The following is a 26,076-nucleotide window of genomic DNA, read 5'->3' on the forward strand; positions in this document are numbered from 1 at the left end:
TGACTTGCTGGGTCGTGCCATCTGCACTGGTGACGGTAAAGTGTTCTGTGACGCTGTCACCCGTCTTGAGGGCCTGCACTTCGGCTTTGCTGTTGTCGAGCTGATAAGTCCACTGGCCGTTGGCCTCAAGGCTGAAGTGGCCATAAGTGCCGGCAGTGCCTTGTTGCGCGGTGAAGTGCGCTTGGCCGTCGTCGACATCGGTCACGGTCAGCTGGCCGGTGGTGAGCTGGGTGCTATCTTCGTTGGTGCTACCAGTATTGACGCCGCCAATGGTGGCACCGTCGTTACTGCCAGTCAGCGTGATGGTGAGATTCTGGGTACTGCTGGCCCCCGCGCTATCCGTCACCGTGATTGGAATCGTCAGCGTTTGGGTCTGACCGGCGGCTAGATGCTGGTAGGCGGCGTTGCTCGGGTCGAAGCGGTAGCTGCCATCAGTGTTGAGCGTGAAGCCGGCGACAGGCTGAGCGATGCTGAAGGCTTGGGTGTCGCCGGTGTCGACATCGGTGGCGATCATTTGACCCGTCAGTTGCGCACCGTCTTCGGTGACGGCGTGGGTTTGCGCTTGGAATACGGGCGCGTCATTGCTGCCGACGATATCGACTGTAATGGTGTGCGTTGTGCCATCGGCACTGTGGATCGTCAGTTGATCAGTGAGGGTGTCGCTGGCTTTAAGGTGTTGAATTGCATCTTGATGGTTATCTGCGGTATACGTCCATGCGCCATGTTCATCAAGGGTAAAGACGCCATAGGTGCCAGGGGTATTGGCTTGGGCAATAAAGTGATCCTGGCCGGCATCGGGGTCGGTGACGGTAAGCTGGCCGCTGGTGTGCAACTGGCCAGCGAGGTTCAGGTTCAGATCTTCAGTCACCTGCCCGCGATCTATCCCGGTGATGACGGCGCCGTCATCTTGCCCGTTGATGGTGATGGTGATGCTTTGCGTTGTACCGTCGGCACTGTGCACCGTCAGAGTGTCGGTGAGAGTTTCACCGGTTTTAAGGGCCTGAACCACGCTGTTGCTGTGGTCGAGGTTGTAGGTCCAGGCACCGGTGGCGTCCAGACTGAATACGCCATAACCCGCGGCCGTATTGCTTTGCGCCGTAAAGTGCGCTTGGCCATCATCGAGGTCAGCGACAGTGAGCTGGCCGGTGACGGCCTGTGCGCTGTCTTCCGTGACGGCTCCGGTGTGCACGCCGCCAATTACGGCCGCATTGTTGGTACCGGTGACGGTGATAGTGAGGTTTTGCGTGCTGCTTGCACCCGCACTGTCGGTCACCGTGATCGGAATGATTACATCCTGCGTCTGCCCCGCCGCCAGATGCTGGTAGCTGGCGTGCGATGGATCGAAGCTGTAGCTGCCGTCGGCGTTGAGCGTGAAGCCGACCACCGCGTTGGCGAGGCTGAAGGTTTGCGTATCCCCTGCATCGACATCGCTGGCCACCATGTGCCCCGTAAGCTGCGTACCATCTTCGGTAACGGCTTGCGTTTGCGCATTGAGTACTGGAGCGTCGTTACTGCCGCTGATCGTAACGGTAATCGTGTGGCTGGAGCCATCGGCACTGCTGACGGTGATGCTATCGGTGAGCGTAGCACCCGCTTTGAGTTGCTGAATCGCCGTTTGACTATTGTCGGCGGTATACGTCCACAGCCCATGCTCATCAATGGCAAATACGCCATAGGTCCCGAGGGTATTGGCTTGAGCAATAAAGTGATTCTGCTCGGCATCGGGGTCGGCAATCGTCAGTGTGCCGCTGGTATGCAGTTGATTGGCGGCGTTCAGGTTCTGGTCTTCAGTTAGCGTGGCAACATCAACCCCGGCAATTAGCGCGCCATCATTGGCCCCCGTAACCCAGACCCTGACCACGGTACTGGCGCTGGCGCCACTACTGTCGGTAGCCGTGATCTGAAAAACATCTTCGCCGCGCTGGCCTGCGGCCAGTGCATTGGTATCTACATCGGTGTTATCGAGTCGGTAAGACCAACGGCCAGACTGTGGGTCAAAATCCAAATGGCCATACTTGCCCTGTCCTTGGCCACTAATCGACCAGCTTAAAGTGTCGCCGGCATCCATATCACGGCTATGCACAAGGCCCTTGATGGTCGTCGTTGCGGAATCCTCAGCCACAAAACGTGCGGACGCGCGCGTTCCCCCAAGAGCTGGCGCATCATTGGTGCCCTGAATGGTGACATTGATTGTATGTGTCGAGCCATCGGCGCTGTGCACCACAAAGCTGTCGCTTAAGGTATCGCCAGCTTTAAGCGCCTGAATTGCCGGATTGGCGTTATCGGCGGTATACGTCCAGTGCCCACTTGGCCCCAGCACAAAGCCGCCATAGCCCTGCGCACTAGTGCCCATTTGGTCGGAGAACACGGCTTCGCCGGTGTCTGCATCGCTAACGGCCAGTGTTCCAGAAGCGGTAATTTGTCCGGTGATACTCACGGCCACATCTTCGGTGAGGCTACCGGCGTCGGTTCCGCTGAAGATCGCTCCGTCGTTGGTCCCCGTCAGGGTGACAGTAATGGTATGCGCGGTACCATCCGCACTGTGGACGGTAAAACAATCCGTGGCCTGTTCACCCGCTTTGAGTGCTTGTATGGCGGCGCTGCTATTGTCAGCCTGATACAGCCACTGGCCGTCACTGTGCAGCACGAGGTCGCCATAGTGGCCAGTGGAGGTACTTGCCTGAAACACCGCCTCGCCCGCATCCACATCGGTCACACTGAGCGTGCCGCTGGCTTGCAGATAGTGGCTGCCCCCTGCGGTGTGATCTTCGGTGACGGTGCCGACATCTGCTCCGGTAATCACCGCCCCATCGTTCGTGCCGTTGATCTTGATCACCAGATCTTGGGTGCTGGTGGCGCCTGCGGCATCTGTTATCGTCACTGGAATCGTCAGGGTTTGGGTCTGGCCCGCACGAAGATATTGATAGCCTGCATGGCTAGGGTCGAAGCGCCAACTGCCATCAGCGTTAACGGTTAGCCCATCCACTGCTTGCGCAATGCTGTAGGTCAGCGTGTCGCTACTGTCTGGATCGGTAGCAGAGAATTGGCCGCTGGCCTGCACGCCGTCTTCGGTGACGCGTACCGAGGCAATCGGGTTGAGCGTCGGCGCATCATTGGTATTGACCACATTCAGAGCAAAGATGGTGCTGACCTGCGCCCCACTGCTATCGGTGGCGGTGACGGTGATTTGTGTCCTACCCACATCACCGTTGGCGGGTGTGCCGGAAAAAGTGCCGGTGGCGGCGTCAAAGTGTAGCCAAGCGGGCAGCGTGCCGGTGGTCAGCGTCAATGTGTCGCCGGAGTCAACATCGGCAAAGGTGTCTTTGGGGATACCAAAGCTGAAGGCTGCATCTTCATTCGCGGTCTGAGTCACCAACGTATGAGCCAGTACAGGCGCATCGTTGGTGCCAGTGATGGTGACAGTGACAACTTGGTCGGTATAAGCACCGTGGTTATCCGTCACACGAACGGTGAAAGTTTGCTGCGCGCTCTGGCCATTGCCTAAGGCATTGGTGGCCGGGAAATTGGTATCAAGCCTGAAGGCCCACTGGCCACTGTGGGCATCCAGCGCAAAATGCCCGTAACTGATTGGAGAACTACCGACGAGAGCGTAGCTCAAGGTATCGCCCGCATCTGCATCAGTAGTAGCCAGACTACCCCACGCCACGGCAGACGGTGCAGTAGCCTGGCCATCGACAACACCCCCACTCAGAACGGAGCTTGCTGCAATCACCGGGGTGTCGTTGGTCCCGGTCAGTTCGATAACGAGGTTCTGGCTGCTAGTCGCCCCAGCAGCATCGGTCACGGTGACCGGGATAGTCAGCGTCTGGCTCTGGCCCGCAGCCAAGGACTGGTAGCTGGCGTGGCTCGGATCAAAGCTCCAGCTGCCGTCGGCGTTGACGGTGAGGCCATCCACCGGCTGCGCAATGCTGTAGGTCAGCGTGTCGCCGCTGTCTGGGTCGGTAGCTGTGAATTGGCCGCTAGCCTGCACACCGTCTTCAGTGACGCGCACCGAGGCAATTGGGTTGAGCGTGGGCGCGTCGTTGGTGTTGCTTACCACCAGATTGAAGGTGGTGCTGACCTGCGCCCCGCTGCCGTCAGTAGCGGTGACGGTAACTTGCGTTGTACCTACATCCCCGTTGGTGGGTGTGCCGGAGAAAGTGCCCGTTCCGGCATCAAAATGCAGCCAAGCCGGCAGACTGCCGGTACTCAAAGTCAGCGTATCCCCAGTGTCGATGTCGCTGAAGGTGTTTGCGGGCAGATGGAAGGTAAAGGCTGCATCTTCGGTGACTGTAGCGGTAGTCAGCGCATGCGCCACCGTTGGCACATCGTTAGTACCGCTGATCGTAACGGTAATGGTGTGCGTGGTGCCGTCGGCGCTGTGCACCACGAAGCTATCAGTCAGTTGCTGACCGGCAGCAAGTTGCTGAATGGCTGCCTGGCCGTTACTGGCGGTGTAGGTCCAGTTACCGTTGGACGCAATGATGAAGTTACCGTAGCCGCTGGCGCCTGCGCCCATCTGCATGTGGAAGGTCGATTCGCCTTGGTCTAGGTCGGCGGCATGCAGATATCCGGTGGTTGTGATCACATCCCCAGCACTGCCGTGAATCGGGTGAGTGTCTTCACTGAGAGCGCCAGTGTCAGTGCCCGTGATATGAGCGCCGTCATTGGTGCCGGTGATGGTGATGGTCAGGTTCTGCGTGCTGCGCGCACCCGCACTGTCGGTCACTGTGATCGGAATGACCACATCTTGCTTTTGCCCCGCTGCCAGATGCTGGTAGCTGGCGTGGCTTGGATCGAAGCTATAGCTGCCGTCAGCCTTCAGCGTGAAGCCATCGACTATGTTGGCGAGGCTGAAGGTTTGCGCATCGCCGGCATCGACGTCGGTGGCGACCATGCGGCCCGTCAGTTGCATACCATCTTCAATGACGGCTTGCGTTTGCGCGCTGAGCACCGGTACATCATTGCTACCGGCGATCGTGACGGTAATCGTGTGAGTGCTGCCATCGGCACTACTGACGGTGATGCTGTCAGTGAGCGTAGCACCGGCTTTGAGTTGCTGAATCGCCGTTTGACTATTATCGGCGGTATACGTCCACAGCCCATGCTCATCCATAGCGAAAACGCCATAGGTGCCGGGGGTATTCGCTTGGGCAATAAAATGATCTTGCCCGGCATCGGGGTCGGTAACAGTCAGCTGGCCGCTGGTATGCAGTTGGCTGGCGGCATTCAGGCCCTGATCTTCAGTGACTAGGCCTGTGTCGTTACCCGCGATGACGGCGCCATCGTTCGTACCGTGAATTTTAATCGTGATCGCTTGCGAGCTACCGTCAATACTGCGCACCCAAACGGTTTCCAGTAGCACGCCGCCTTGCGCCAGCTGTTGGATCGCAGGATTTGAGTTGTCGGCAGTATATACCCATGCACCTTGCTGATTAATGCTAAAAACCCCATACCCTAGTGGGGTATTAAGTTGCGCACGCACCGCGTCTTGCTGTGGATCTGGATCAGTAACGTGTAACTGCCCCTGCGCCTGCAGCAAGCCACCCAGTACTGGATGATCTTCAGTCACTGCGCCCACCACATCACCTGCAAACTGGGCTAGTGTAGTGCTGCTCGGCCCAGTTTTGGTCAATCCGCTCGTGGAGAGAGTCTGGCTTTGCGTTAGAACACTGGCGGTATAAGGCGTGGTCTGGTTGTGGGGCTGCTGGGTAATTTGCAGAGTGTGCACACGTTGCTGCGCATCGATTAGCTGAAAATGATCGACGAGCGGCTGGAGTACATCTGTCTGGGTCGGATGGTGTTCTGCTGTGGGGACATAATGCCAATCACCTTGGCTGCCGAGTAGGAGCTGTCCATGCTGACCCGTTTTTTGCGCTAGCCAGTAGCTTGGGGCTCTCGCAGTTCCGCTCGGTAATGACGCAGCGGGGTGTTGCTGTGGCGCAAGATGAATGGCCGCGGTAGCGGCTGGTGTAAACGCCGGTAGCTGCCCATGTAATGTGCCCGCATCGGTAACCGAGGAATGAACCGGATGGTCAGATATTGGCGTATCAGGTAGGCCGTTGTCGGGTGAAATTAGGATTTCCCATCCCATGGCTTGCAGCTCTTCCGGCTGTAGCCAGATACGCTGGCCGGGGTCCTGCTCTTTCACCGCCAGTGGATCAGATGCGGCTAGCCGCTGCGGTTTTTTTACATCACGGTCTTCCATTCAAACACCCCAGCTACATCGGCAGGTAGGCTAACGCTCGTGAAAAGCGGTATCGGTCGCGGTATACACTGGCTTGAGCAGAAATTGCAGCACCGATTTGCGCCCGGTGACAATATCGGCTTCCGCAGTCATGCCGGGCACCAGCTGATGCTGGGATTGGCCGACATAGGTCTGCCCCAATGCGACTTCAACCCGGTAAAACGGCTGATTATTAGGGGGCAATTTGCTTGAAGTTGGTGACACACGCTGTACCGTGCCAGTGATAGTGCCAAAACGGGCCGAATCAAAGCTGTCAACTTTCACCGTTACGGTCTGGCCATTTTTCACAAAGCCGATATCCCGCGGGCTGACCATGACTTCCAAAAACATACCCTGCCCGGTAGGAACGACTTCAGCTACCGTCCCGCCTGGCGGGATAACCGAACCCGCTTGGGTATGCGGCAGATTGGTAACCACGCCGGCCACTGGGCTTTTCACTTCGATATCGCGTTGGTTATCTGTCAGTGCAGCGAGTTCAGCCTCAAGCTCACGATAGGCCTCGGTGGTTTTGCTCAGCTCAAGGCTGAGTTGCTGATTAAGGTCGGCGCGGATTTTCAGCAAATCGGCATCAATCGCCCCCATGCCGCTACCGATGCTTTGCACCCGGGCTTGTAGATCAGATAAGCGCTCTTCCAGTGCACTGGCTTGTTGGCGGGCTTCGCTTAAGGCTAGCTGTGAAATCACGCCTTTTTGCACCCCTTCTTCCAATCGTTTTATCCGCTGGCGTGCTTCATTAAGCTGTGATTCAACGAGCCGGATATCGCGCTGGGCCGCCTGCTGTTGGGCTGTTTGCTGCCCACCTTCGCTACGTTTGGCGGTAAGCGCCGCATCACGGACGGCTTTTTGCTCGCGATAACTACTTTGCGCTTGTCTCACGAGACGCGGATAGTCGGCCTCATAGGGTGAGAAATCTGGCGCCCGACCTTCAAGCAAGGCCAGCATCCGCTCACGATCGATCGCAAGCGAATTCAAGCGGATATTGGCTTGTGCAGCCCGCTTTTCAACATCAACAGCTTTAAAGCGCGCCACAAGCTGGCCGGCTTTCACGGTATCGCCTTCTCGTACCAAGAGCTGCTCGATTACCCCGCCAGTTTGGGTTTGCAGCACTTGCACGTAACCGCTCGGAATCACTTCCCCGCGCGCGCGCGCCAGCTCATTGACGGGGGAAAATACGGCCCAAAACAAAAAAGCGAGCACCAGCAGCACAATCAACCACATACTGCGGCGCAAAGCGGGGCTCATGCCCGGGTCTTCAAGTAGTTGCTGGATTTGTCCTTGGGTCTGCGCTAGCAGCGCTTGGCTAGAGGAGTGTTGCGGCATCATGAACGAGCCTCCACAGAATCGGCCGCGATTACAGGGCCAAAATGTGCCAAGCTGCCCGCATGTAACACGGCGATGTGTGACATAAGTTGTATCAGCTCTGGGCGATGGGTAATTAGAATTACTGTGGTCTTGCCATGCAGCCGGCGAAGCAAAGCTTGTAGATACGGGTCAAGCTCTGGATCTCGATCGGGTAATGGATCATCTAGAATCAGCAGCGGTGGCTGCCCAAGCAAGGCACTGGCCAGCCTCGCGATATAACGCCCGCGCAGGGCGGCAAGATCTTGCCGCGAAGCCATAATTTGCTGCGCCAAGCCGCTTTGCGCATCGCTGGCATTAAAATATCGATACCAGTCTGGCCCGGCCACATCCGTAAGCACCGCCAGCAATTGCGTATCCGTCGCCTGCTGGTGGCGCAAGGTGAGTGATTCGCGCAAGGTAAGCGGCACCCCCGGCATTCTTTGCGGCAAATAGCCCACTACAGCACGGTAACTAGCCAGCTCCATTTGCCGTAAATCGGTGCCATTAATCAAGACACGGCCATTTTGCGGAGGGTGTAAACCAAGCAGCGCTTCCACCAGTACGGTTTTACCCGCGCCATTCGGCCCGACCAGGGCAAGGCTGGCGCCGGCAGGTAACACCCAACTTAGCCCTTGTAAAGCCGGCTCACGATCCTGCGCAAATCGCAGATAAAGCCGATCCAATTCAATACCTAGCGCTGAGCCTTTTTCCAGCCGCCGGCCCAGTGGCATTTCGGGCTCGCCCGGTGTAGCTAGCAACTGCACCAGTTGTTGATTGGCGGCGTGCAATAAACGCAGGCGCGCTTGGGTTTGTAGCATCTGCTGCGCCGGCGTAGTAATGCGCCAAATCAGCATCATGGTGGCAATCAAACCGCCGGTGCTCATTTGCTGCGCTAACACCAGCCAGATTCCCACCGCCATCGTGGCCAAAACTGTGAGAGACGATAGCATCTGTCCGGCAGCCAACACCGCGCCCTGCGCCAAAGCGTGATCTCGGCTAGCCTTGGCTGACTGCAATATCTTCTGTGGCAAAAACTGCTGCCAAAGCAATGGCGCTACAGTGTGCCGCACTGCCCGTAAGCGCTGAACCAATGCAAGCTGCAGAGCCCCAAGCTGCCGATTAGCTGTGCCAGATTGCTGGGCATGCCAACCCAGCCAGCGGTTGAGCGGCCAAGCTAGTAGCGCAAAGAGCAGCAAGCTTAGCAGCGGCACTAGCACCACCAGGCCACCAATCAAGGCAATCACCAGCAAAAAAAGCAGCACAAAGGGAAAATCGATATTGAGGGGGCCTTGGCTGGAAAACCATTGCCGCACTGACTCAAGGCTACGCATGCGGGAAAGGTTGTTATCTACCCCAGAGCGCATACTGGCCGCCAAAGGTAAATCCAACGTGCGCTGTAAAGCCAGCTGAGCAATGCGTTGCCCCGTGCGCGCAGAGAGTGCACTCAAGACCTGATTGCGCACCAGACGCAATACCCACGCCCCGAGCACCAGCATTAAGGCACCCACACTCATCGCCAGCATGGTGTCATACGCCCCAGTAGGAATCACCGAGTTGTACACCAACATGGTGAATAGGGAGACTACCAAGGCAATTAGATTGATCAAGGCGCTTAGTACCCCGACTCCGCGGAGCTCGGGTGCGGCACGTTGCAACCAATCCCCCAACCAGCTAGCACCGCCGGCCTGCGGCTGACTTAACAGCGGATCAGGTACAAGTTCAATCACCTGTTCGATCGCTGCGGGGCTGACTGCATGAAGACTTAGCCCATCATGAAGCAAAATCTGTTGTTGCTGTCGCCCAAGATCGACAGCAAGACCCGCTGGTAAAACCAGCAGCTGCCCTATCCGGCCGGCGTAGCGCTGCGGCGGACGCTTTAGTAGCCGAAAGCCCAATTGTTGCAACACCGCACAAAGCTGTACCAGCGGCGCGGCTGCTTCAATAACACTCAATGCAGTTTGTAACTGCCGCTCTGAGCCAGACCATTGCTGTAGACACAATAGGCTGGCCAGTAATTTGGCGCTTTGGGCGTTGATGTGTGGGCAGGTGGAGATGACTTCATGCAGCGCTTGCAAGCGGGCTGATTGCTCAAATTCGGTTTGCCATTGGCCATTTACATGCTCAGTCATGACCCACCTCAGCGTTATCGAGTGTGATGATCTGCTGGGCTACCGCCAACAACTCGGGCTGATTACTCACCAGCAACACCGTAGTGCCGTGCGCCTGTTTGGCCAGATAGTCAGCCAGTTGTTTCAGCCCACCTAAATCAATCCCTATCGCTGCATGATCTAAAAGCAGCAATCTGGGCTGCTGCAGCAAAGCACGCAGTACGCCAATCCGCTGCACAATGCCCTGATTCAGCGTTTCCGCCCCTACGGCACCAATCGGTGTATGCAGGCCTAAGGCGAAGGACTTTAGTGCGGCATCGAAATCCAACGCTTGCATCAACTCGCTAAGCTGCGCTTGCCGGCTTTCATCAAACAGCAGCAGATTGTCGCGAATGGTGCCAGGTACCAGCGCGACCTGCCGGCCTGCCATAGCCACCATAGCAACGGGGGAAACCGAAGAAGCTGTCGTCGCTAATGTCTGTGATGAACTGTTTGGCGTGGAGACAAGCGATGCAACTGCGTGCAAAAAATCACTCGCACGCACGGGATCATTGCTTTTAACGGCAATGACTTGTCCTGCTGGCAACGCTAATGGTATAGATAAATACGCTGGTGCAATCAATTCGATTTGATCGCTGCCCTTTGGCCTAATCTCAACACCATCTTGGCTTGACTGAGGTGGCAGCGCTAGTAGCTGATCTACTTGGGACTGCGCCTCTCCTGTCCGCGACCATTGCGCCCAAAACCCTAGGCTGGCCATCGCCGGGCCGATTGAACGGCCTGCCAACATACTGCACGCGGCCAAAGCGCCCGTTGTAAGCTGACCTTGCAATACCAAGACGGCCCCCAAAGTAACGACCAAAATAGTCGACAACTGCCCAATCAGGATCGCATTTTCCCGCACCGCCCCACTTTGCGCTTCAAGCGCGGCATTAGCAGCAAAATAGTCAGCATTTTTTTGTCGCCAACGCATGGCAATTCGATATTCGGCCGCAATGCTTTTTACATAAGGTAAAGCGGTGAACGCCGTCCATAGAAAATCATTGCGCACCGCCTCTTGCGCGGCAGTGGCCGCGGCATAGCGCTGAATTTGTTTCGCTCGATAACCAGCCAGACCAATCGCGAGAATAAACAGCAAGAGTGGAATAGCTGCTAGCCAACCGCCCAAATAGGCAATCAAACCGATATACAGTAAGGCAAAAGGCACTTCGTATAGCGCCACCGCCGCTGCGCCCGACCAGAAATCACGTACTTGCTGCACAGAGCGCAAGGCCTCGTGGGTTTGCGCGGTGCCGATGCGCTCTAATTGGGCAATCGGTGCTGATTGCAAACGCTGACAGAGTTCAAGCGTGGTTTGTACTTCATAGCGCATCCCCAAATTCGCAAATAAGGCGCTGCGACCAAAGCGAAGTAGCGCCTCCAGCACGATCGCCAAAGCCACGCCCAGCACCAGAAAGGTGGCCGTGCCATAGGCCTGGGCAGGCAAGATTCGGTCGTAGATTTGCAGCAATGCCAAGGGCAAGGCCAAACCCAAGGTATGAATCACCACTGAGGCCAAAAAGGCAGAACGGGTGAAATGAATCGTGCGCCGAGTTTGCATGGCTTTGTCAGTCCATCGTAATGGCTCGATCATGGCTTTTCGGCCAAAGATTGGTCAAGGTAGTTCAATTTCCGTTGCCAATCTGCCTCAGCATCCGCATGTTCGGCGGCGATATGCGCAAATTGCGCCTCTAGCAGCATAAAAGCATCCACAATATCGGGATCAAAATGGCTGCCTCGCCCCTGGTAGATTTCGGCCACGGCATCGGCATGGGGCATGCCAGCTTTGTAAATGCGACGACTAATGAGCGCGTCGTAGACGTCGGCAATCGCCATCAGTCGCGCTGCCAGCGGGATATCATCGCCAGACAAGCCATCCGGGTAGCCACTGCCATCCCATTTTTCATGATGCGAGCGGGCAATCGCTTTCGCAGTGGCAAGAAATGGCACGCTTAAGCCTAAATTTGCCTCAGCCGTTTCGATTGCCGCGGCGCCTTGCTGGGCATGGGTTTTCATAATTTCAAACTCGGCGGCATCGAGTTTGCCAGGCTTGAGCAAAATTCGATCCGGAATCCCCACCTTGCCGATATCATGCAATGGCGCTGACTGATACAGCGTTTCAATTTGCGTGGTGGTAAGCTCGGCCGCAAAGCGCGGATGATGACGCAGCTGCTCGGCCAAAGCCCGTACATACAGTTGTGTACGCCGAATATGCTGGCCGGTATCGCTGTCGCGGGTCTCGGCTAAGGAGGCCATCACTTGTATCGTGACTTGTTGAATGGCGGCGAGTTCAGCTGTTTGGCGCCGCACTTCGGCCGCCAAAAAATCATTTTGATCACGCAAAAAATCGGCCGCACTTTTAAGTAGTAGGTGATTTCTCACCCGGGCCAAGACCACCGGCGCACTAAATGGTTTGGTAATGTAATCAACCGCCCCTAAGGCCAGACCACACTCTTCCTCAGCCGCACTATTATTGGCGGTAAGAAAAATCACCGGTATCGCCTGCCAAGCCGGATTTGCCTTGAGTTGAGCGCAAATGGCATAGCCATCCATTCCCGGCATCACCACATCCAGCAAGATAAGATCCGGCAATTCCCCCTGCGTTAGCAGCTGAATGGCTTTTTCACCACTGCTGGCTAAGCGGACCCGATATTCATCCTTTAGAAGATCACTCATCAGCACCAGATTTTCACTGGCATCGTCAACAACCAAGATGCGGGGGCGGAGAATTTCAGTCATGTCTGTGCCTGCCGAGATGAAAACTTACTCTCCAGCGTAGCAGGGAAAGTCAGCGCTTTCAGCTGCGCCGCTTAATGCTAACCATTCGCCCCATCTGCAGCTAAAAAACAGGGGCAAAGTGAACCACCACCTTACCCCTGTCCTTACCGGCAGTTGCTATTGCTGTTTGGCGGCCGCTATCACAACCTACCGTAAACCCAACTGAAACTCATCTTTGCTGGGCCAACCACGCCGCGCGTAACTCAGCATATGGAACGCCCTCAATCACTAGCCCATCCAGCTGCCCGCCCTGAATCTGGGCGCCTTGCCAATCACAATCTTCCAGCCTTGCGCCCGATAAATCTACTCGGCTTAGCCTCACCGGCTGCACATCACCGTGCCATCCCAGCGCCAGATCATGTAAATGGGCTCCACCCCATGAGGCATGACAAATCTCCAGCCCCGCCAGGCGCGCGTCGCCGATACGCAGGCCCGTGGCATTCACATTGTGCAATCGCGCGCGCTCGATTGAGCTATTGACGATCTGCAAATCTGGCCAGCCACAATCGACCACGTGCAACTCGGGCCGATATTCGCCTAAATAGCCATGCGGTTGGCTAGGCGCCTCTGGCTCCGCCGCGGCCACCTCTTTGCGAAAATAGCGATAGCCGCCACTGCAATCAGTCTCTTGATAGCCGCAGCGCTGATAAAAACGCGCATTGTCGGCACTGGCCGCAGACGTACCCAGACTCCAGCTTTGCGCCGTAGGGTATTGCGCCTCAAGGAGCTGCAACGCGCGTTGCCCTAGCCCCTTGCGCCCGAAGGCCGGATCGATAAAAAACCAGTTGATGCTGATATCGCCCGCAAACGGCCCTTCCACGCAGACACCGCCAACCAGGACCTCACCCAGACTTACTACCCAGTATTGCGCGGCCTCAATCAAGTAGCGGATCATCTCGGCCGAGTTGTATCCACCCGGGCCGGCGGCGGAGTTATCCAGTGCATTCCATGGCCCCCAACGCTTGGCGTGCTCAACATAGGCCACAGTTTGCATGGCAGCTAATTCGCGCGCATCGGCCTGGGTGGCGCGGCGTAGTTGCAGCGGCCATGCCAGTAGATCAGGTCGCGGTAACCGCCAGAAGGTGAATGGCTCACCATCATCCAGCGTTACTTCGCCGCGTGCGATAAAGCCGGCCTTTTGCACCACCCGCAGCGAGCCCTGATTCCAGTCTTTGACAATCGCCAGCACGGCGGCCAGTTGCGGGCATTGCGCAAAGATGGTTTGCGTAAACGCCCGCACCGCCTCGGTCATCAGCCCCTGCCCCCAGTGCGCAGGGGAAAGGGCGTAAGCAATTTCCGGCCCCGTTTCATTCAGACCAATTTTGGGCCAGATCCCTAGCCAGCCGATAAGCTCACCGCTGTTACGCAAGCAGATGGCGGCCAGCCATTCGGGGGCTTGTGGATCAAACTCGGCGTAATGGGCAATCCACCAGTTGAGATAATCAGTAAGTTGAGGCCGGCTCATGGCCCAATCGGGCAAAACGGCCAGGATTTCAGCTTGCGCGGTCAGCGCCAGCATTGCGTCAAGATCAGCGAGGGAAAAACGGCGCAGCACCAGCCGCGCAGTCGTCAGAGAAGAGAGCATGAGTGTACCTGAAATAGCGAATTCAAATTTGCCGCAAGCCAGCTCAGAACTAAGCTGCTTGCCAAGGAAATAGCGAGCCCGATGGCGCCTTAGGCGCGATCAGCTTGCTGAGTTGGGGGCAAATTAATTCGGCACAGGAATACACTCAAAGTCGATGTAAGGTATGGCGCCAGCATATACCCATATAATTTATATGGTCAATACCAGCGCCGAGGGTGTCGCGAAACTGCTCATACCCGTCGCTTTATACCTCGTACATAAAGCGGTTGGTCATTTCTTGCAGATTGAGCTCATCTAGGATTTGCGCCATGCGCTCACGCGCTTGCTTGCGCGCCACACTACTATTGCGGCTGGCAATAATCAGCTCGTTTTTCATCGAGTGCTCCCAGCCCACCAGCTCGGTCACGGTGACTTGATAGCCTTTCGATTGCAACAGCAAGCAGCGCAACACATTGGTCAGTTGGCTACCAAATTCGCGGGTATGAATCGGATGGCGCCAAAGCTCGGCCAAGGGCGTGCGCGAGAGCGACTGGCTTTTGTGTTTGCGCAGCACGCTGGCCACTTCGGCCTGGCAGCACGGCACCAATACCATGTGCTGGGCATTTTTTTCGAGGCCAAAGCGGATCGCATCGTCGGTCGCGGTATCGCAGGCGTGCAGCGCCGTTACGATATCGATCTCGGCCGGCATCTCTTTGGCCGCGGCGGCCTGCTCGACCAGCATATCGAGGAATGTCATCCGGCTAAAGCCGCAGTTTTGCGCCAGTTCACGCGATTTTTGTACCAGCTCGGCGCGAAACTCGGTGCCGTAGATGTGGCCGGCGGCTTTGTCTTTGAAAAACAGATCGTAAATGATAAAGCCCAGATACGACTTGCCTGCGCCATGATCCACCAGCGTGACGTGCTCATGCTGGCTGAGCACATCGTTGAGCAGCGGCTCGATGAAATTAAACAGGTGATACACCTGCTTGAGCTTGCGACGGCTATCTTGGTTGAGCTTGCCATCCCGAGTCAGGATATGCAGGGCTTTTAGAAGCTCCACCGATTGGCCGGGGCGAATTTCAGGAATCGTGCTCATAAAATACTCTCCAGGGGTATAAGGCTAAGGCCAAATCTAATTAACACGTCTAACCAGATACCCACTTTAAAAATCAAAAGCCAAACCTTTGATCGGTTTGGTAAAAGTACCACCGCGGAACTGCCGATCAGCGGCGACAGTCTGCCAGCTGCAGTCCCTGCCTACGCTCACGGCCTATCAGACCGGCCGGTAGCGCATTTCTGTCTAATCTAGTCAGCCCTAGTTGGCCGCTAGAAATTGGCATTTTGGTAAAAACTGGTAGTCTAGCGCCCGGAAAGGCTGTTAGATCAGCCGCTTAGCAGTCGAGATGGTGTTTGAATGGCCGAGATTTTACCGCAAAACCCGCCGCGCGCGGACCGTAGCCCTGTTGCCAGCTGGCAGCGCCAGCATATGCAATGGCTGGCCGCCGCTGTCTTAGTCCCCCTAAGTATGACCCTCACCGCCTATGGCGTGGTGGAATTCGGCCCTCAGGTTACGACCACCTTTAGCACCGTCACCCAAACGCTGCCCACGCCGGAGCTGCGCGCCGAAAATGGCGATGCCAGCCTTAATCATGTGGAAGTGATCCGTAGTGGTGACAGCCTGAGCCGCCTGCTGGCGCGGATGGGCGTAATCGATAGCGAACTGCAGCAGTTTATTCAAACCGACCCCACCGCCCGCAAACTGTATGAACTCAGCCCTGGCCGTTTTCTGCAGGCCAGCACGCGCCCCGATGGGCTGATTCGCGAAATCAGCTATGTCACCAGCAAAGGCGAAGAAGTCCGCATCGGCCGCGAAAACACCACCCTCACCGCGCAAGCCAGCCCGGCGCAAACGCAGACCCAAACCTTTTTGAAATCGGGCCGGATTAATAGCTCGTTTTTTGCCGCCACCGATGCGGCCGATATACCCGATGCGATTACCCAGCAATTGATCGAGCTGTTTGCCAGCCGGGTGGATTTTCACCACAAGCTGCAAAAAGGTGATCAGTTCACCGTGATTTACGATGCCGAAGTGCATCAGGGCAGTCTGGTGCGGCCCGGTAAAATCTTGGGCGCGCAATTTATCAGCAACGGCGTGGTACACGAGGCGATGTGGTATGCCGTTGGCAGCCCCAGCGGCAATTACTACACGCTGGATGGCGCCAGCCTGAAACAGGGCTTTATCAGCTCGCCAGTGAAGTTTTCGCGGGTGAGCTCCGGTTTTGGCATGCGTTTTCATCCGGTGATGTTTGACTGGAAACAGCATCGCGGCGTCGATTATGCTGCGCCGACCGGCACCGAGATTATGGCTACCGCCGATGGCGTGATTACCAAGCTGGCGCGCGAAGCCGGCTATGGCAATGTGATCGAAATTCGCCACGACGGCCGCTATAGCACCCTGTATGCGCATATGAATGCCTTTGCGCCGGGTTTGAAAGTGGGTAGCAACGTCACTCAAGGCCAGATCATCGGTGAAGTAGGCAGTACCGGCCGCAGCACCGGGCCGCATTTGCATTACGAATTCAAAATCAATGGCGAGCAGGTTGACCCGCTGGCGGTGAAACTGCCCGAAGGCAAAAAGCTGACCAATCAGCAGCTATTGGCCTTTGGCCCGGTGGCGCGCAGCATGAAACGCCAACTTTCTATCGCCGGACAGGTAGAATTGGCGCAACTCGACTAATCGCGCCGTAGGCGCGCCTGCGCCATGACTGCTACTGCGTATTACATTGGCTTAATGACCGGCACCAGCCTCGATGGGATCGATGCGGTGCTGGTGGATTTTGCCTCCGCCTCCCCTCAACTGATTGCCACCGCAAGTGCGCCCCTCCCCACCGAATTACGCGCCGAGCTCTTGACCTTGCAAAGCCCCGGCGCGAATGAGCTGCAGCGCGCGGCGCTGGCCGCCAATGGCCATAGCCGCGCCTCAGCGGCCTTGGTGCAGCAATTATTAGCACAAGCACAGCTCAGCCCGTTGCAAATCAAAGCCATCGGCAACCATGGCCAGACCATCCGTCATCGCCCTGAGCTGGGGTATACGCTGCAAATCGGCAACCACGCTTTGCTGGCGGAAGATACCGGTATTACGGTGATTGGTGATTTTCGTTCGCGCGATGTAGCAGCCGGTGGCCAAGGCGCACCGCTAGTGCCGGCTTTTCATCACGCGCTGTTTGCCGCGCCCGGGCGCAACCGGGTGGTGCTCAATATCGGCGGCATGGCCAATTTAAGCTGGCTGGGCGCCGATGGCTGGGTCACTGGCTTTGATAGCGGGCCGGGCAATGTGCTGCTCGATAGCTGGATCGCCCAACAACGCGGCGCCAGCTACGACGCCGATGGCGCTTGGGCGGCCACTGGCACGGTCAATGCCGCGCTGTTAGCCGCGCTACTGGCCGAGCCCTACTTCGCCCTGCCCGCGCCTAAATCCACCGGGCGGGATTTATTTGATGCGGCCTGGTTGCACGACAAACTCAGTGCCTTTAGCGCGCTGGCCGCGGTGGATGTCCAAGCCACGCTGGCAGAGCTGAGCGCCCAGACCATGGCCGCAGCGATATTGGAGCTTGGGCAGCCTGACGAAGTATTAGTCTGCGGCGGCGGTGCGTATAACACCGACCTGCTGCAACGCCTAGCGCGCCAGCTTGGCTGCCCGATCAGCACCACCGCGGAGCTCGGTGTAGCACCTACCTGGGTTGAGGCTTATGCCTTTGCCTGGCTGGCACTGCGCTGCCAGCAAGGGCAAAGCGGCAATTTACCTGCTGTAACTGGCGCACGGGGCGAGCGCATTCTGGGCGCGATTTATCCAGCCTAAACCATCGAAGGGGAAGCCATGGCCGAGCTAATCGATAAAGCCACGCTGCTGCGCGCCAGCAGCGTAGTGCAGGATTATTTAGCGCAAGAAATGGAAGTCGAAGCCAGCCAGCTACAATGCCAGCTCCTGCTCGACTTTTTGCTGCACAGTGAGTTTGGTACGGCGCTGTATCACGGTGCGCTGCAAGACGCTCAGCAGCAACTGCAGCGGCAACTGGAAGATCTGCCGCTGTACTGCCTGCCGCCAGCCGAGCGACGGCGCAGCTAAACTTACCCCGCTGCCGACATCCCCAGCTGCTGGCGTAAAAACACCATCACGCGGGCAAAGTCGGCGGCCACCGCCTGCTGGCCGCTACGGCCACCATGCCCGCCCTGCGCGCTTTCCCAAAATAATACTGGCTGACCCACACTCGCCAGCGCCGCCGCCATTTTGCGCGCGTGTCCGGGGTGCACCCGATCATCATCGCTAGCGGTGCTGAGCAAGATCGGTGGGTAGCGATGGGCGCTGGCCGGCTGAACACAATGATAGGGCGATAAAGCCGCCAGCCAGCTCGCCTGTTCGGGCTTGGCCGGGTTTCCATATTCAGCCAGCCAGCTGGCGCCCGCCCCGAGCTCCGGATAGCGCAGTAAATCCAGCACTGGCATTTCACAGACCACCGCCCCGAGCGGCAACAAATCTGCCCGCTGCGCCGCCTGCTGCATAGTGCGTGCCACCAGCCAGCCACCGTGACTGCCGCCTTGCAAAGCCAGCTGCTGCGCTTGCAGCCAGCCTTTAGCTTGCAGATCGGCCATGATGGCCAGTACATCGTCTACGCTGCATTGGCGCTGTTCGCGCAGCGCCGCCTGATGCCAGCGCGCGCCAAACTCACCGCCGCCACGCACATTGGCCACCACATAGCGCCCACCGGGCGCGAGCCAGTGCGGGCCGAGGTGATCGAGGTAATACGGCAGCTGTGGCACGGCAAACCCGCCATAGGCATACAGTAATGTGGGGGCCGGCTGCCCAGCTAGCGCGGTGGCTTCGACCACAAAATACGGCACCTGCGTGCCATCGACACTGGTGGCCCAACATTGCTGTACCTGATAATCCGTAGGGTCGAGCTCCGCCGGCTGCTGGCGCAAGCACTGCGCCGGGCTCGCAGCCCCCAGCTCACAGGCATAGACCGCCGCGGGGGTCAGAAAATCGTTGTAACTGTAGTAGATGGTATCGGTCTGCCATGGCTGGCACATGATTTCTAACACCCCGCCCGTGGGCAGTGGATTAGGACAAGCTTGCCACTCCCCCTGTGCATGGCGCCAGCTGTGCGCGACGCAGCGCACCTGATCCAGCACAATCAGCAGCAGGCATTGCCAGCTGCCCACCACCATCTGCACCGCCTGCTGCGGGCTTGGCGCGAAAATCAGTTGCGCGCGCCCCAAGATACCTTGCTGGGTATCGAGCTCTACCGCAACCACACTGCCGGCCACAAACTCATACCCCTGCCCAGCCGGATCGGTATAGGCCCAAGCGGCCTCCAGCCGCACAATCAGATCGCCATGACTGTAGGCTTCGACCATCGCCTTGGGCGGCAAGGGCAAATGGATCGGCTCGATCTCTTCGTCGCACGCGCATTCGGGTAGCCAGAAATAACTGCGCCGATGCAAATCTAGCGCCACTTCTGCCAAATCAATTTGCGCCGCGCCACGCTCGCCTTGCGCTAAAAAGCGCCACGCGCCAACTTGCAATACCTGCTCAGGCAGCACCAGCATCGAGGTGGCTTGCGCCCAGCTTTGCCCGCGCCGATACAGCACCAGCTCGCGCGAATAGCCGGCAGTAGTTTGCTGGTCTTCATCCCACGCCGGGCACACCCACAGGCTATCGAGATCACGCCAGCTGATCTGGCTTTTGCCTAGCGGGAAGGCAAACCCATCGGCCACAAAGGCCCGCGCACCCAGATCAAATTCGCGCACTACACAGGCATCGCCACCGCCGGGGCTCAGGCTCAGCAAGCAACGCTCCGGCTGCAGCACATAATGCGCCACGCCCGCCAGCTGCCAGGCCACGCCTTCGGCTGCGGACAGCGCATCCAGATCCAGCAGGGTCTGCCATTCGCATTGGCCCTGCCCATAGTCCGCTACGCGGCAGCGGCGATAGATGCCTAGCGGCTGCGCGGCACTCTGGGCAAAATGATAGAGATATTCGCCGTGCACATTGCCATAGGGAATCTGCCGCTGATCCCGCCGCGTTTGCAGCACAGCCGCACTGATGGCGGCGAAAGCGGGGTCGCTCTCCAGTTGCTGCTGCGTCTGCGCGGTGGCACTTGCAGCCCACCGTTGCACCGCCGGGTCGGCATTGTTTTCTAGCCATAAATAGGGATCGTGGCTTGGGGTGGGTAGCGCGGGGGTAGTCATCATTGCAGAGGGAATGGGTGGCAGAAGAGTTGTAGATGGGTTGTGGATGTGTCGTAAAAGGGGGTGTGCTGGCGATGATACCACCCGCGGCCGCTCAGTCAGCGCCTAGACCAAACTGCACCCCTTGCGCGAGCGGCAGGCTCTGCCCGTAGTTGATGGTATTGGTGCTGCGGCGCATATAGTTTTTCCACGCATCCGAGCCTGATTCCCGCCCGCCACCAGTGGCCTTCTCGCCGCCAAAAGCGCCGCCAATTTCAGCCCCGCTGGTGCCACAATTGACATTCGCCAAGCCACAATCCGAGCCGGCGGCGCTGATAAACAACTCGGCCTCGCGCAGATCGCGGGTAAAAATCGCCGAGGATAAGCCCTGGGCCACGGCATTATTCAAGGCAATAGCTTCGCTGAGCGTATCGTAGGGCAGCAGATACAACAGCGGCGCAAAGGTTTCTTCCTGCACCACGGTGGTTTGCGCCGGCATACTGATCAGAGCAGGCTGCACATAATGCCCCACTGGCACTCCGACCACCACTTGGCCGCCTGAGAGTAAAGTACCCCCCTCTTGTATCGCCTGCTGGATATTATTTTTCATAGCCTGCAGGGCAATACTATCGATAATCGGCCCCACCAGCGTACCAGCCACACGCGGGTCGCCAATCGCCAGCGTTTTATAGGCCTGCACCAGCGCCTCGCTTACTTGTGCCAAGATACTGCGAGGCACCAAGAGCCGGCGCAAGCTGGTGCAACGCTGCCCGCAAGTACCCACCGCCGAAAACACAATGGCCGGCAGCGCCTGCGCCCAATCGGCGGTGGGCGTTAAAATCAGCGCATTATTGCCCCCCAGCTCCAGCAAACTGCGACCAAAGCGCGCGGCCACCCGTGGCGCCAAAGCCTGCCCCATCCGCGTTGAGCCCGTTGCCGACAGCAGCGCCACCACGGGCGAATCGGCCAGCGCCCCACTAACGAGCGCATCGCCCTGCACCAATTGCAGTAAGCCTGCCGGTGCGGCATGCGCCTGCAAGACGGGTTGGGCCAGCTGCTGCATCGCCAGTGCAATCAGCGGGGTTTTCTCGCTGGGTTTCCATACCACCGCATCGCCGCACACCAGCGCCAGCATGCTATTCCACGCCCACACGGCCAGCGGAAAATTAAACGCGGTAATCACGCCCACCACGCCGAGCGGATGCCATTGCTCGAGCAAGCGATGCTCGGGCCGCTCGCTGGCGATGACCAGCCCATGCAGCTGGCGAGAAAGCCCCACCGCAAAATCACAAATATCGATGCATTCCTGCACTTCACCCAGCGCTTCGCTTTCGATCTTGCCGGTTTCCAGCACGATGAGCTTGGCCAGTGCCGCTTTATGGGCGCGAATCACCTCGCCCAAGGCACGCACCAGTGCGCCACGTTGTGGGGCGGGCCGCAGCCGCCACTCTACAAATGCCGCCTGCGCGGAATTCAAGGCAGCCGGTAGCTCAGTGGGCGGGAAATAGGCCTGGCGGCCGTGGCTGGCGCAATCAATCGGGCTAGATAACTCGCGCTCGCCCACTACCAAAGCCGGGTACACCGGCAGCCCATCGATCCAGCCGGCCGGCCAGCGCCCCTGCCGGATGAGATAGGCCAGCCCCAGCTCGGCGGCAACTTCGCTGAGCGTATACAGGGCCGTCATACCGGCACCTCCTGCGCATAGCGATCAATCGCGTAATACTGCCCAAAGCGATTGGCCAGCAAAGCGGCCAGCGTGATTTCCTCCTGCGCCACAAAGCCACGCCGCGTGGCGCGTTGCGGCAGTAAAAGATCTACTGCGGCACACGCCGCCGCGGCGGTGGTGAGCTGGATGGCGCTCCAGGTTTCACCAGCAATTTCGCGGTGATACACCTTGCGCGCGTCGGTAATCTGCCGGTATTGGCCATCCAGCTCGCCACTGGCGGCCACCATAATCAGCACCACATCCTGCAGCGTCACCGGAATGGCGGCTTCCAAAATCTGTTTGAGTTGCCGCCGGCTGGCATGGTCGGCGCCCAGGCGCAAATCATTGAGCAGAAAATCCATCCGTTCGCGATGCCCCAGATAGCGCACGGTTTTGTAATCGAGCTGATTAACCCGCCCCGCCCAGGTTTCGCATAAGGTACCAAGCCCACCCGAGGTGTTAAACGCCTCGTATTCGATCCCATCGAGCGCGAAATGCTCTAGCCCTTCTAGCGCCTGCACTTCCAGCCGCACGCCATGGCGGATGGCCGCACAAGGGTTGCAATATTCATTAATCAGCCCGTCGGTCGACCAGGTGAGGTTGTATTTGAGCGCGTTATTCGGGTATTGCGGCAAAGCCCCCACCCTCATTTTCAGCGTATCCAAGCAACTAAAGCGGCTAGCCAGCGCATGGGCCAAGATGCCGATAAAACCGGGGGCCAGGCCGCATTGCGGCACAAAGATTTGCCCCGCACGGGCCTGCAGGGCCAGCTCACGTATCAGCGCGGTGGTGGTGGTGTCTTCGGTCAGATCAAAATAACTGCAGCCTGCTTGCAGTGCCGCGTGGGCAATGCGCGGGTTTTGATCAAAGGCCGTAGCGGCAATGACCGCATCTTGCCCGCGCAATAACACGCTGAGATCTTCATCGCCGCGCAGTTGCAACGTTTGCAGCCCGCTTTTAGGCCAATAAGCTTGCAGCCGCGCGAGTGCGGCTGCGGCGGTATCCAGTAACACAATCTGATAATCGCCACTGAGTAGCAGTAATTTACAGATGCTGGCGCCAATTTTCCCTGCGCCGATGATCACTACCTGCATCATTGCCCCCTTGCCGCAGCAGCGGCGGGCTGATTCATGGCGCTATTGGTCGCTCGATTTGTGGAGGTGAAGATTTGATTCGCGTTAGCAGCCACAAAGCCCGAATACCACTGGCCATCAGGCTGGCGAAAACGTTGGGCAAATTCGTAATAACAGCCAGGCACGGTATAACGGCCATCGGCCAGCGCCACTTCTACCGGGCTGGCTAAAGTCGCGGCCTGAATAAGCAGATCTGCCGGCTGGCCCTTAATCAATCCGCCAGCCGTATTCATGAGGTATCCATCTGCGAGCAACGTATCTACTACATCTTGCAGCGATACCCCAAGGTGATGCACGGCAATTGTAAAATGATTGGCATGCAGGCCATGCACCGCCAGCCAGGCCGCGTATTCGCTCACGGCCGCCAGCGCCTGAAATTCGGCATAGCTCGGGGCCGGCCATAGCCGCCCGGCCCAAAATAGTGCGTAGCCCAAATCCGGCGGCAGGGCCAGTTGCCCCAGTAACCGCGCCAAGATCGCCTGGGCGGTGTCTGGCAAAGCGCTGATTTGCAGTTCGCTTAAAAACACCAGCGGGGCTGTAGGCTCGAGATGCACATAGCCCCAGGCCTGCAGGTGTTTATCCGGAAACACATAGCGCTGCTCGCGCCGGTAGCCAAGCTCTAAGAGCCAAGGCTCAAGCACGGCGATGCCTAGCTCAGGGGTCGCAAAGGTGCGAAAAGCGACGTGATCATTGGGTACCTGCTCACCACCAAAGCGCGCACGGATAATGGCTGCCTGCGGGTTGAGCTGGGTATAGTCATCCCAAAGCTGGGCAAAGAATGTGGGGTAGTCCATGGGGCACTCCTGCGGTGCACTTATGCCCACCATAGGCAGTGCGGCTGATGTGCTGCTGCAACATGCCGACTAGCGGTGCATGGGCGCGGTACGGGCTACATGGCAGTGGGATAGGCTTGCGAGCGGCTTTCGATTAGACTGGCGGCACTCTACTTTTTGCCCTCATGCCCATGCACGATACCCAGCAACCCGAAAGCCAGTTTGGTCTCTTTCGCCAGCGCCGTTTCCTGCCGCTATTCATCACCCAGTTTTTTGGCGCTTTTAACGATAATCTGTTTAAAAACGCCTTTCTGGTGCTGGTGACTTTTCATGGCCTGTCGATGTTGGGCATGAATACCGCGATGATTGTGAATCTGAGCGCCGGGATTTTCATGCTGCCGTTTTTCCTGTTTTCGGCCTTGGCCGGGCAGCTGGCGGAGAAATACGATAAAGCCACGCTGGCGCGCTGGATCAAGCTCTTGGAAATCGCCATTATGCTAGTAGCTGGCTTTGGCTTTATCTGGCACAACGCTACCTTGCTGATGGCGTGTCTGTTTATGATGGGCGTGCATTCGGCGCTATTTGGGCCGCTGAAATACTCGGTATTGCCGCAGTACCTGCATGAACGCGAGCTCCTGGGCGGCAATGGTCTGATCGAAATGGGCACTTTTGTGGCCATTTTGCTGGGCCAGATTGCTGGCACCATGATTGTGCAAAGTCGCGCCGGCGGTGAAAACCTGATTGTGTTTGCCTGCGTGACGGTGGCGGTCATTGGTTACCTCAGTAGCCGCAGCATGCCGCCCGCCCCGCCCACGGCCCCCAATATCAAGCTCAATTGGAATGTCTTTAGCGAAACCATGGCGATTATTCGCCATGTGAAAGACAACAAAACCGTATTTAACAGCCTACTTGGGATTTCCTGGTTTTGGTTTTTTGGCGCGGTGTATCTGACCCAGTTTCCGGAGCTGGCCAAAAACGTACTGCATGGCACCGCCGATGTGTACACGCTGATTATGGCGGTGTTTTCGCTGGGTGTAGGCTTGGGCTCGGTATTGTGTGAAAAGCTCTCGGATCGGCAGATTGAGCTGGGCTTAGTGCCGTTTGGCTCGATCGGTTTATCGGTTTTTGGGGTTGATCTCTTTTTCGCCACCAGTGCAGTGCCTGCCGCCCATTACACGCTCAGCAGCTTTCTGGCCGAGGCCAGCCATTGGCGAGTATTGGCAGATATTTTGCTGATTGGGGTATTTGGCGGCTTCTTTATTGTGCCCCTGTATGCCCTCATCCAAACACGCACCGAGCGCGAATACACTTCCCGCGCTATCGCCGCCAATAACATCCTGAATTCTCTCTTTATGGTGATTGGCGCGATTATGAGCATGCTACTGCTGGGCAATGGCGTGAGCATCCGTGAATTACTGCTGATCGTGGCGATCATGAATATTCTGGTTGCGATTTACATCTACACGCTGATCCCCGAATTCTTGATGCGTTTTATGGTCTGGATCCTCACCCACACGCTGTATCGGGTGAAAAAAGAGGGCCTAATGCATATTCCGGCCAGTGGCCCCGCGGTGCTGGTCTGTAATCACGTTAGCTATATGGATGCGCTGGTGATTGCCGGCGCCATCCGCCGCCCCACCCGCTTTGTGATGGATTATCAAATCTACAATCTGCCGGTGATCAATTTTATCTTCCGCACCGCCGGCACGATCCCGATTGCTTCCGCGCGTGAAGACGCGCAGATTAAAGAAGCCGCCTTTGAGGGCATTGCTGCCGCGCTGGCGGCGGGTGATTTGGTGGTGATTTTCCCCGAGGGGCGCATTACCAAAACCGGCGAAATGAATCGCTTTATGCCGGGCATTGAGCGGATTTTGCGCGATAGCCCGGTGCCAGTTATTCCAATGGCGTTGCAAGGCTTGTGGGGGAGTTTCTTTAGCCGCAAAGATGGCGCGGCGATGATGAAATGGCCACGGGGCCTGTTCTCGAAAATTGCCTTACGCATTGGCCCAGCCATTGCCGCCGCCGAGTCTGACCGCCAGGGGCTAGAGGATGCGGTAAGGGCGCTGCGTGGTGAGGTGCAATAAAGGCTTTTGCATGCAAATAAAAAGGGTGCCGATGGCACCCTTTTTTACTGTCGCAGTTCGGTCACCGTGCGGCGCA

At 57.7% G+C, this 26,076-nt stretch carries 15 protein-coding genes; 4 read left to right on the forward strand and 11 right to left on the reverse strand.

The genetic code is table 11. The features are described from left to right. The 7 genes from L991_RS07060 to L991_RS07090 all read right to left on the reverse strand — a co-directional run. Positions 1-6,208: VCBS domain-containing protein (locus L991_RS07060; RefSeq protein WP_047393668.1), on the reverse strand; the 6,208-nt coding region annotated here is incomplete at its 3' end. 30 nt (positions 6,209-6,238) lie between these two features. Then, positions 6,239-7,570, reverse strand: coding sequence for an HlyD family type I secretion periplasmic adaptor subunit (locus L991_RS07065; RefSeq protein ID WP_047393669.1), 1,332 nt, complete (start codon positions 7,568-7,570; stop codon positions 6,239-6,241). Continuing rightward, a complete protein-coding gene (locus L991_RS07070) occupies positions 7,567-9,717 on the reverse strand; it encodes an ATP-binding cassette domain-containing protein (protein WP_047393671.1) in 2,151 nt (716 codons plus the stop codon). Before L991_RS07070 ends, L991_RS07065 begins: the two co-directional genes overlap by 4 nt. Beyond that, positions 9,710-11,329: an ABC transporter transmembrane domain-containing protein gene (locus L991_RS07075; RefSeq protein ID WP_047393673.1), complete on the reverse strand. Its 1,620-nt coding sequence runs from the start codon at positions 11,327-11,329 to the stop codon at positions 9,710-9,712. Before L991_RS07075 ends, L991_RS07070 begins: the two co-directional genes overlap by 8 nt. Further along, entirely contained in the window at positions 11,326-12,474 is a 1,149-nt protein-coding gene (locus tag L991_RS07080; protein WP_047393674.1) for an HD-GYP domain-containing protein, read from the reverse strand. The genes L991_RS07075 and L991_RS07080 overlap by 4 nt, the downstream gene beginning before the upstream one ends. Before the next feature lie 208 nt (positions 12,475-12,682). Continuing rightward, on the reverse strand, positions 12,683-14,098 hold the full coding sequence (locus tag L991_RS07085; protein WP_047393675.1) for a GNAT family N-acetyltransferase: 1,416 nt from the start codon (positions 14,096-14,098) through the stop codon (positions 12,683-12,685). 244 nt (positions 14,099-14,342) lie between these two features. Next, positions 14,343-15,173, reverse strand: coding sequence for an SAM-dependent methyltransferase (locus L991_RS07090; protein ID WP_028449055.1), 831 nt, complete (start codon positions 15,171-15,173; stop codon positions 14,343-14,345). Between the two features lie 318 nt (positions 15,174-15,491). Between L991_RS07090 and L991_RS07095 the strand changes: the two genes are divergently transcribed. From L991_RS07095 to L991_RS07105, 3 genes are read left to right on the forward strand one after another with little or no spacing between them, the layout of a single operon-like run. Continuing rightward, complete coding sequence (locus tag L991_RS07095; RefSeq protein ID WP_052190701.1) at positions 15,492-16,814, forward strand: peptidoglycan DD-metalloendopeptidase family protein; 1,323 nt, start codon at positions 15,492-15,494, stop codon at positions 16,812-16,814. A 24-nt stretch (positions 16,815-16,838) separates the two neighbouring features. After that, positions 16,839-17,936 carry an anhydro-N-acetylmuramic acid kinase gene (locus L991_RS07100; RefSeq protein ID WP_047393677.1) on the forward strand — a complete coding sequence of 366 codons (1,098 nt, stop codon included), beginning with the start codon at positions 16,839-16,841 and terminating at the stop codon, positions 17,934-17,936. A gap of 18 nt (positions 17,937-17,954) precedes the next feature. Next, positions 17,955-18,203 (forward strand): DUF2164 family protein, encoded by a 249-nt coding sequence (locus L991_RS07105; protein WP_047393678.1) that lies wholly within the window; start codon positions 17,955-17,957, stop codon positions 18,201-18,203. A 2-nt stretch (positions 18,204-18,205) separates the two neighbouring features. On the opposite strand, the gene L991_RS07110 is transcribed toward L991_RS07105, so the two are convergent. The 4 genes from L991_RS07110 to L991_RS07125 form a co-directional block, all read right to left on the reverse strand. Then, positions 18,206-20,329 carry a prolyl oligopeptidase family serine peptidase gene (locus L991_RS07110; RefSeq protein WP_231550501.1) on the reverse strand — a complete coding sequence of 708 codons (2,124 nt, stop codon included), beginning with the start codon at positions 20,327-20,329 and terminating at the stop codon, positions 18,206-18,208. A 91-nt stretch (positions 20,330-20,420) separates the two neighbouring features. Next, positions 20,421-21,989, reverse strand: a complete 1,569-nt coding sequence (locus L991_RS07115; protein ID WP_081986570.1) for an aldehyde dehydrogenase family protein — start codon at positions 21,987-21,989, stop codon at positions 20,421-20,423. Beyond that, a complete protein-coding gene (locus tag L991_RS07120) occupies positions 21,986-23,104 on the reverse strand; it encodes a saccharopine dehydrogenase family protein (RefSeq protein ID WP_052190747.1) in 1,119 nt (372 codons plus the stop codon). Before L991_RS07120 ends, L991_RS07115 begins: the two co-directional genes overlap by 4 nt. Then, the gene (locus L991_RS07125) at positions 23,104-23,937 is read right to left on the reverse strand and encodes a DUF1338 domain-containing protein (RefSeq protein WP_047393681.1); all 834 of its coding nucleotides are present in this window, start codon (positions 23,935-23,937) and stop codon (positions 23,104-23,106) included. Before L991_RS07125 ends, L991_RS07120 begins: the two co-directional genes overlap by 1 nt. 170 nt (positions 23,938-24,107) lie before the next feature. Here L991_RS07125 and L991_RS07130 point away from each other — a divergent pair, with 170 nt between their 5' ends. Continuing rightward, positions 24,108-26,000, forward strand: coding sequence for an MFS transporter (locus L991_RS07130; RefSeq protein ID WP_047393683.1), 1,893 nt, complete (start codon positions 24,108-24,110; stop codon positions 25,998-26,000). The last annotated feature ends 76 nt before the right edge of the window (positions 26,001-26,076 follow it).

It is taken from the genome of Chitinibacter sp. ZOR0017 (assembly GCF_000799095.1).
GTDB classification, from domain to species: domain Bacteria; phylum Pseudomonadota; class Gammaproteobacteria; order Burkholderiales; family Chitinibacteraceae; genus Chitinibacter; species Chitinibacter tainanensis.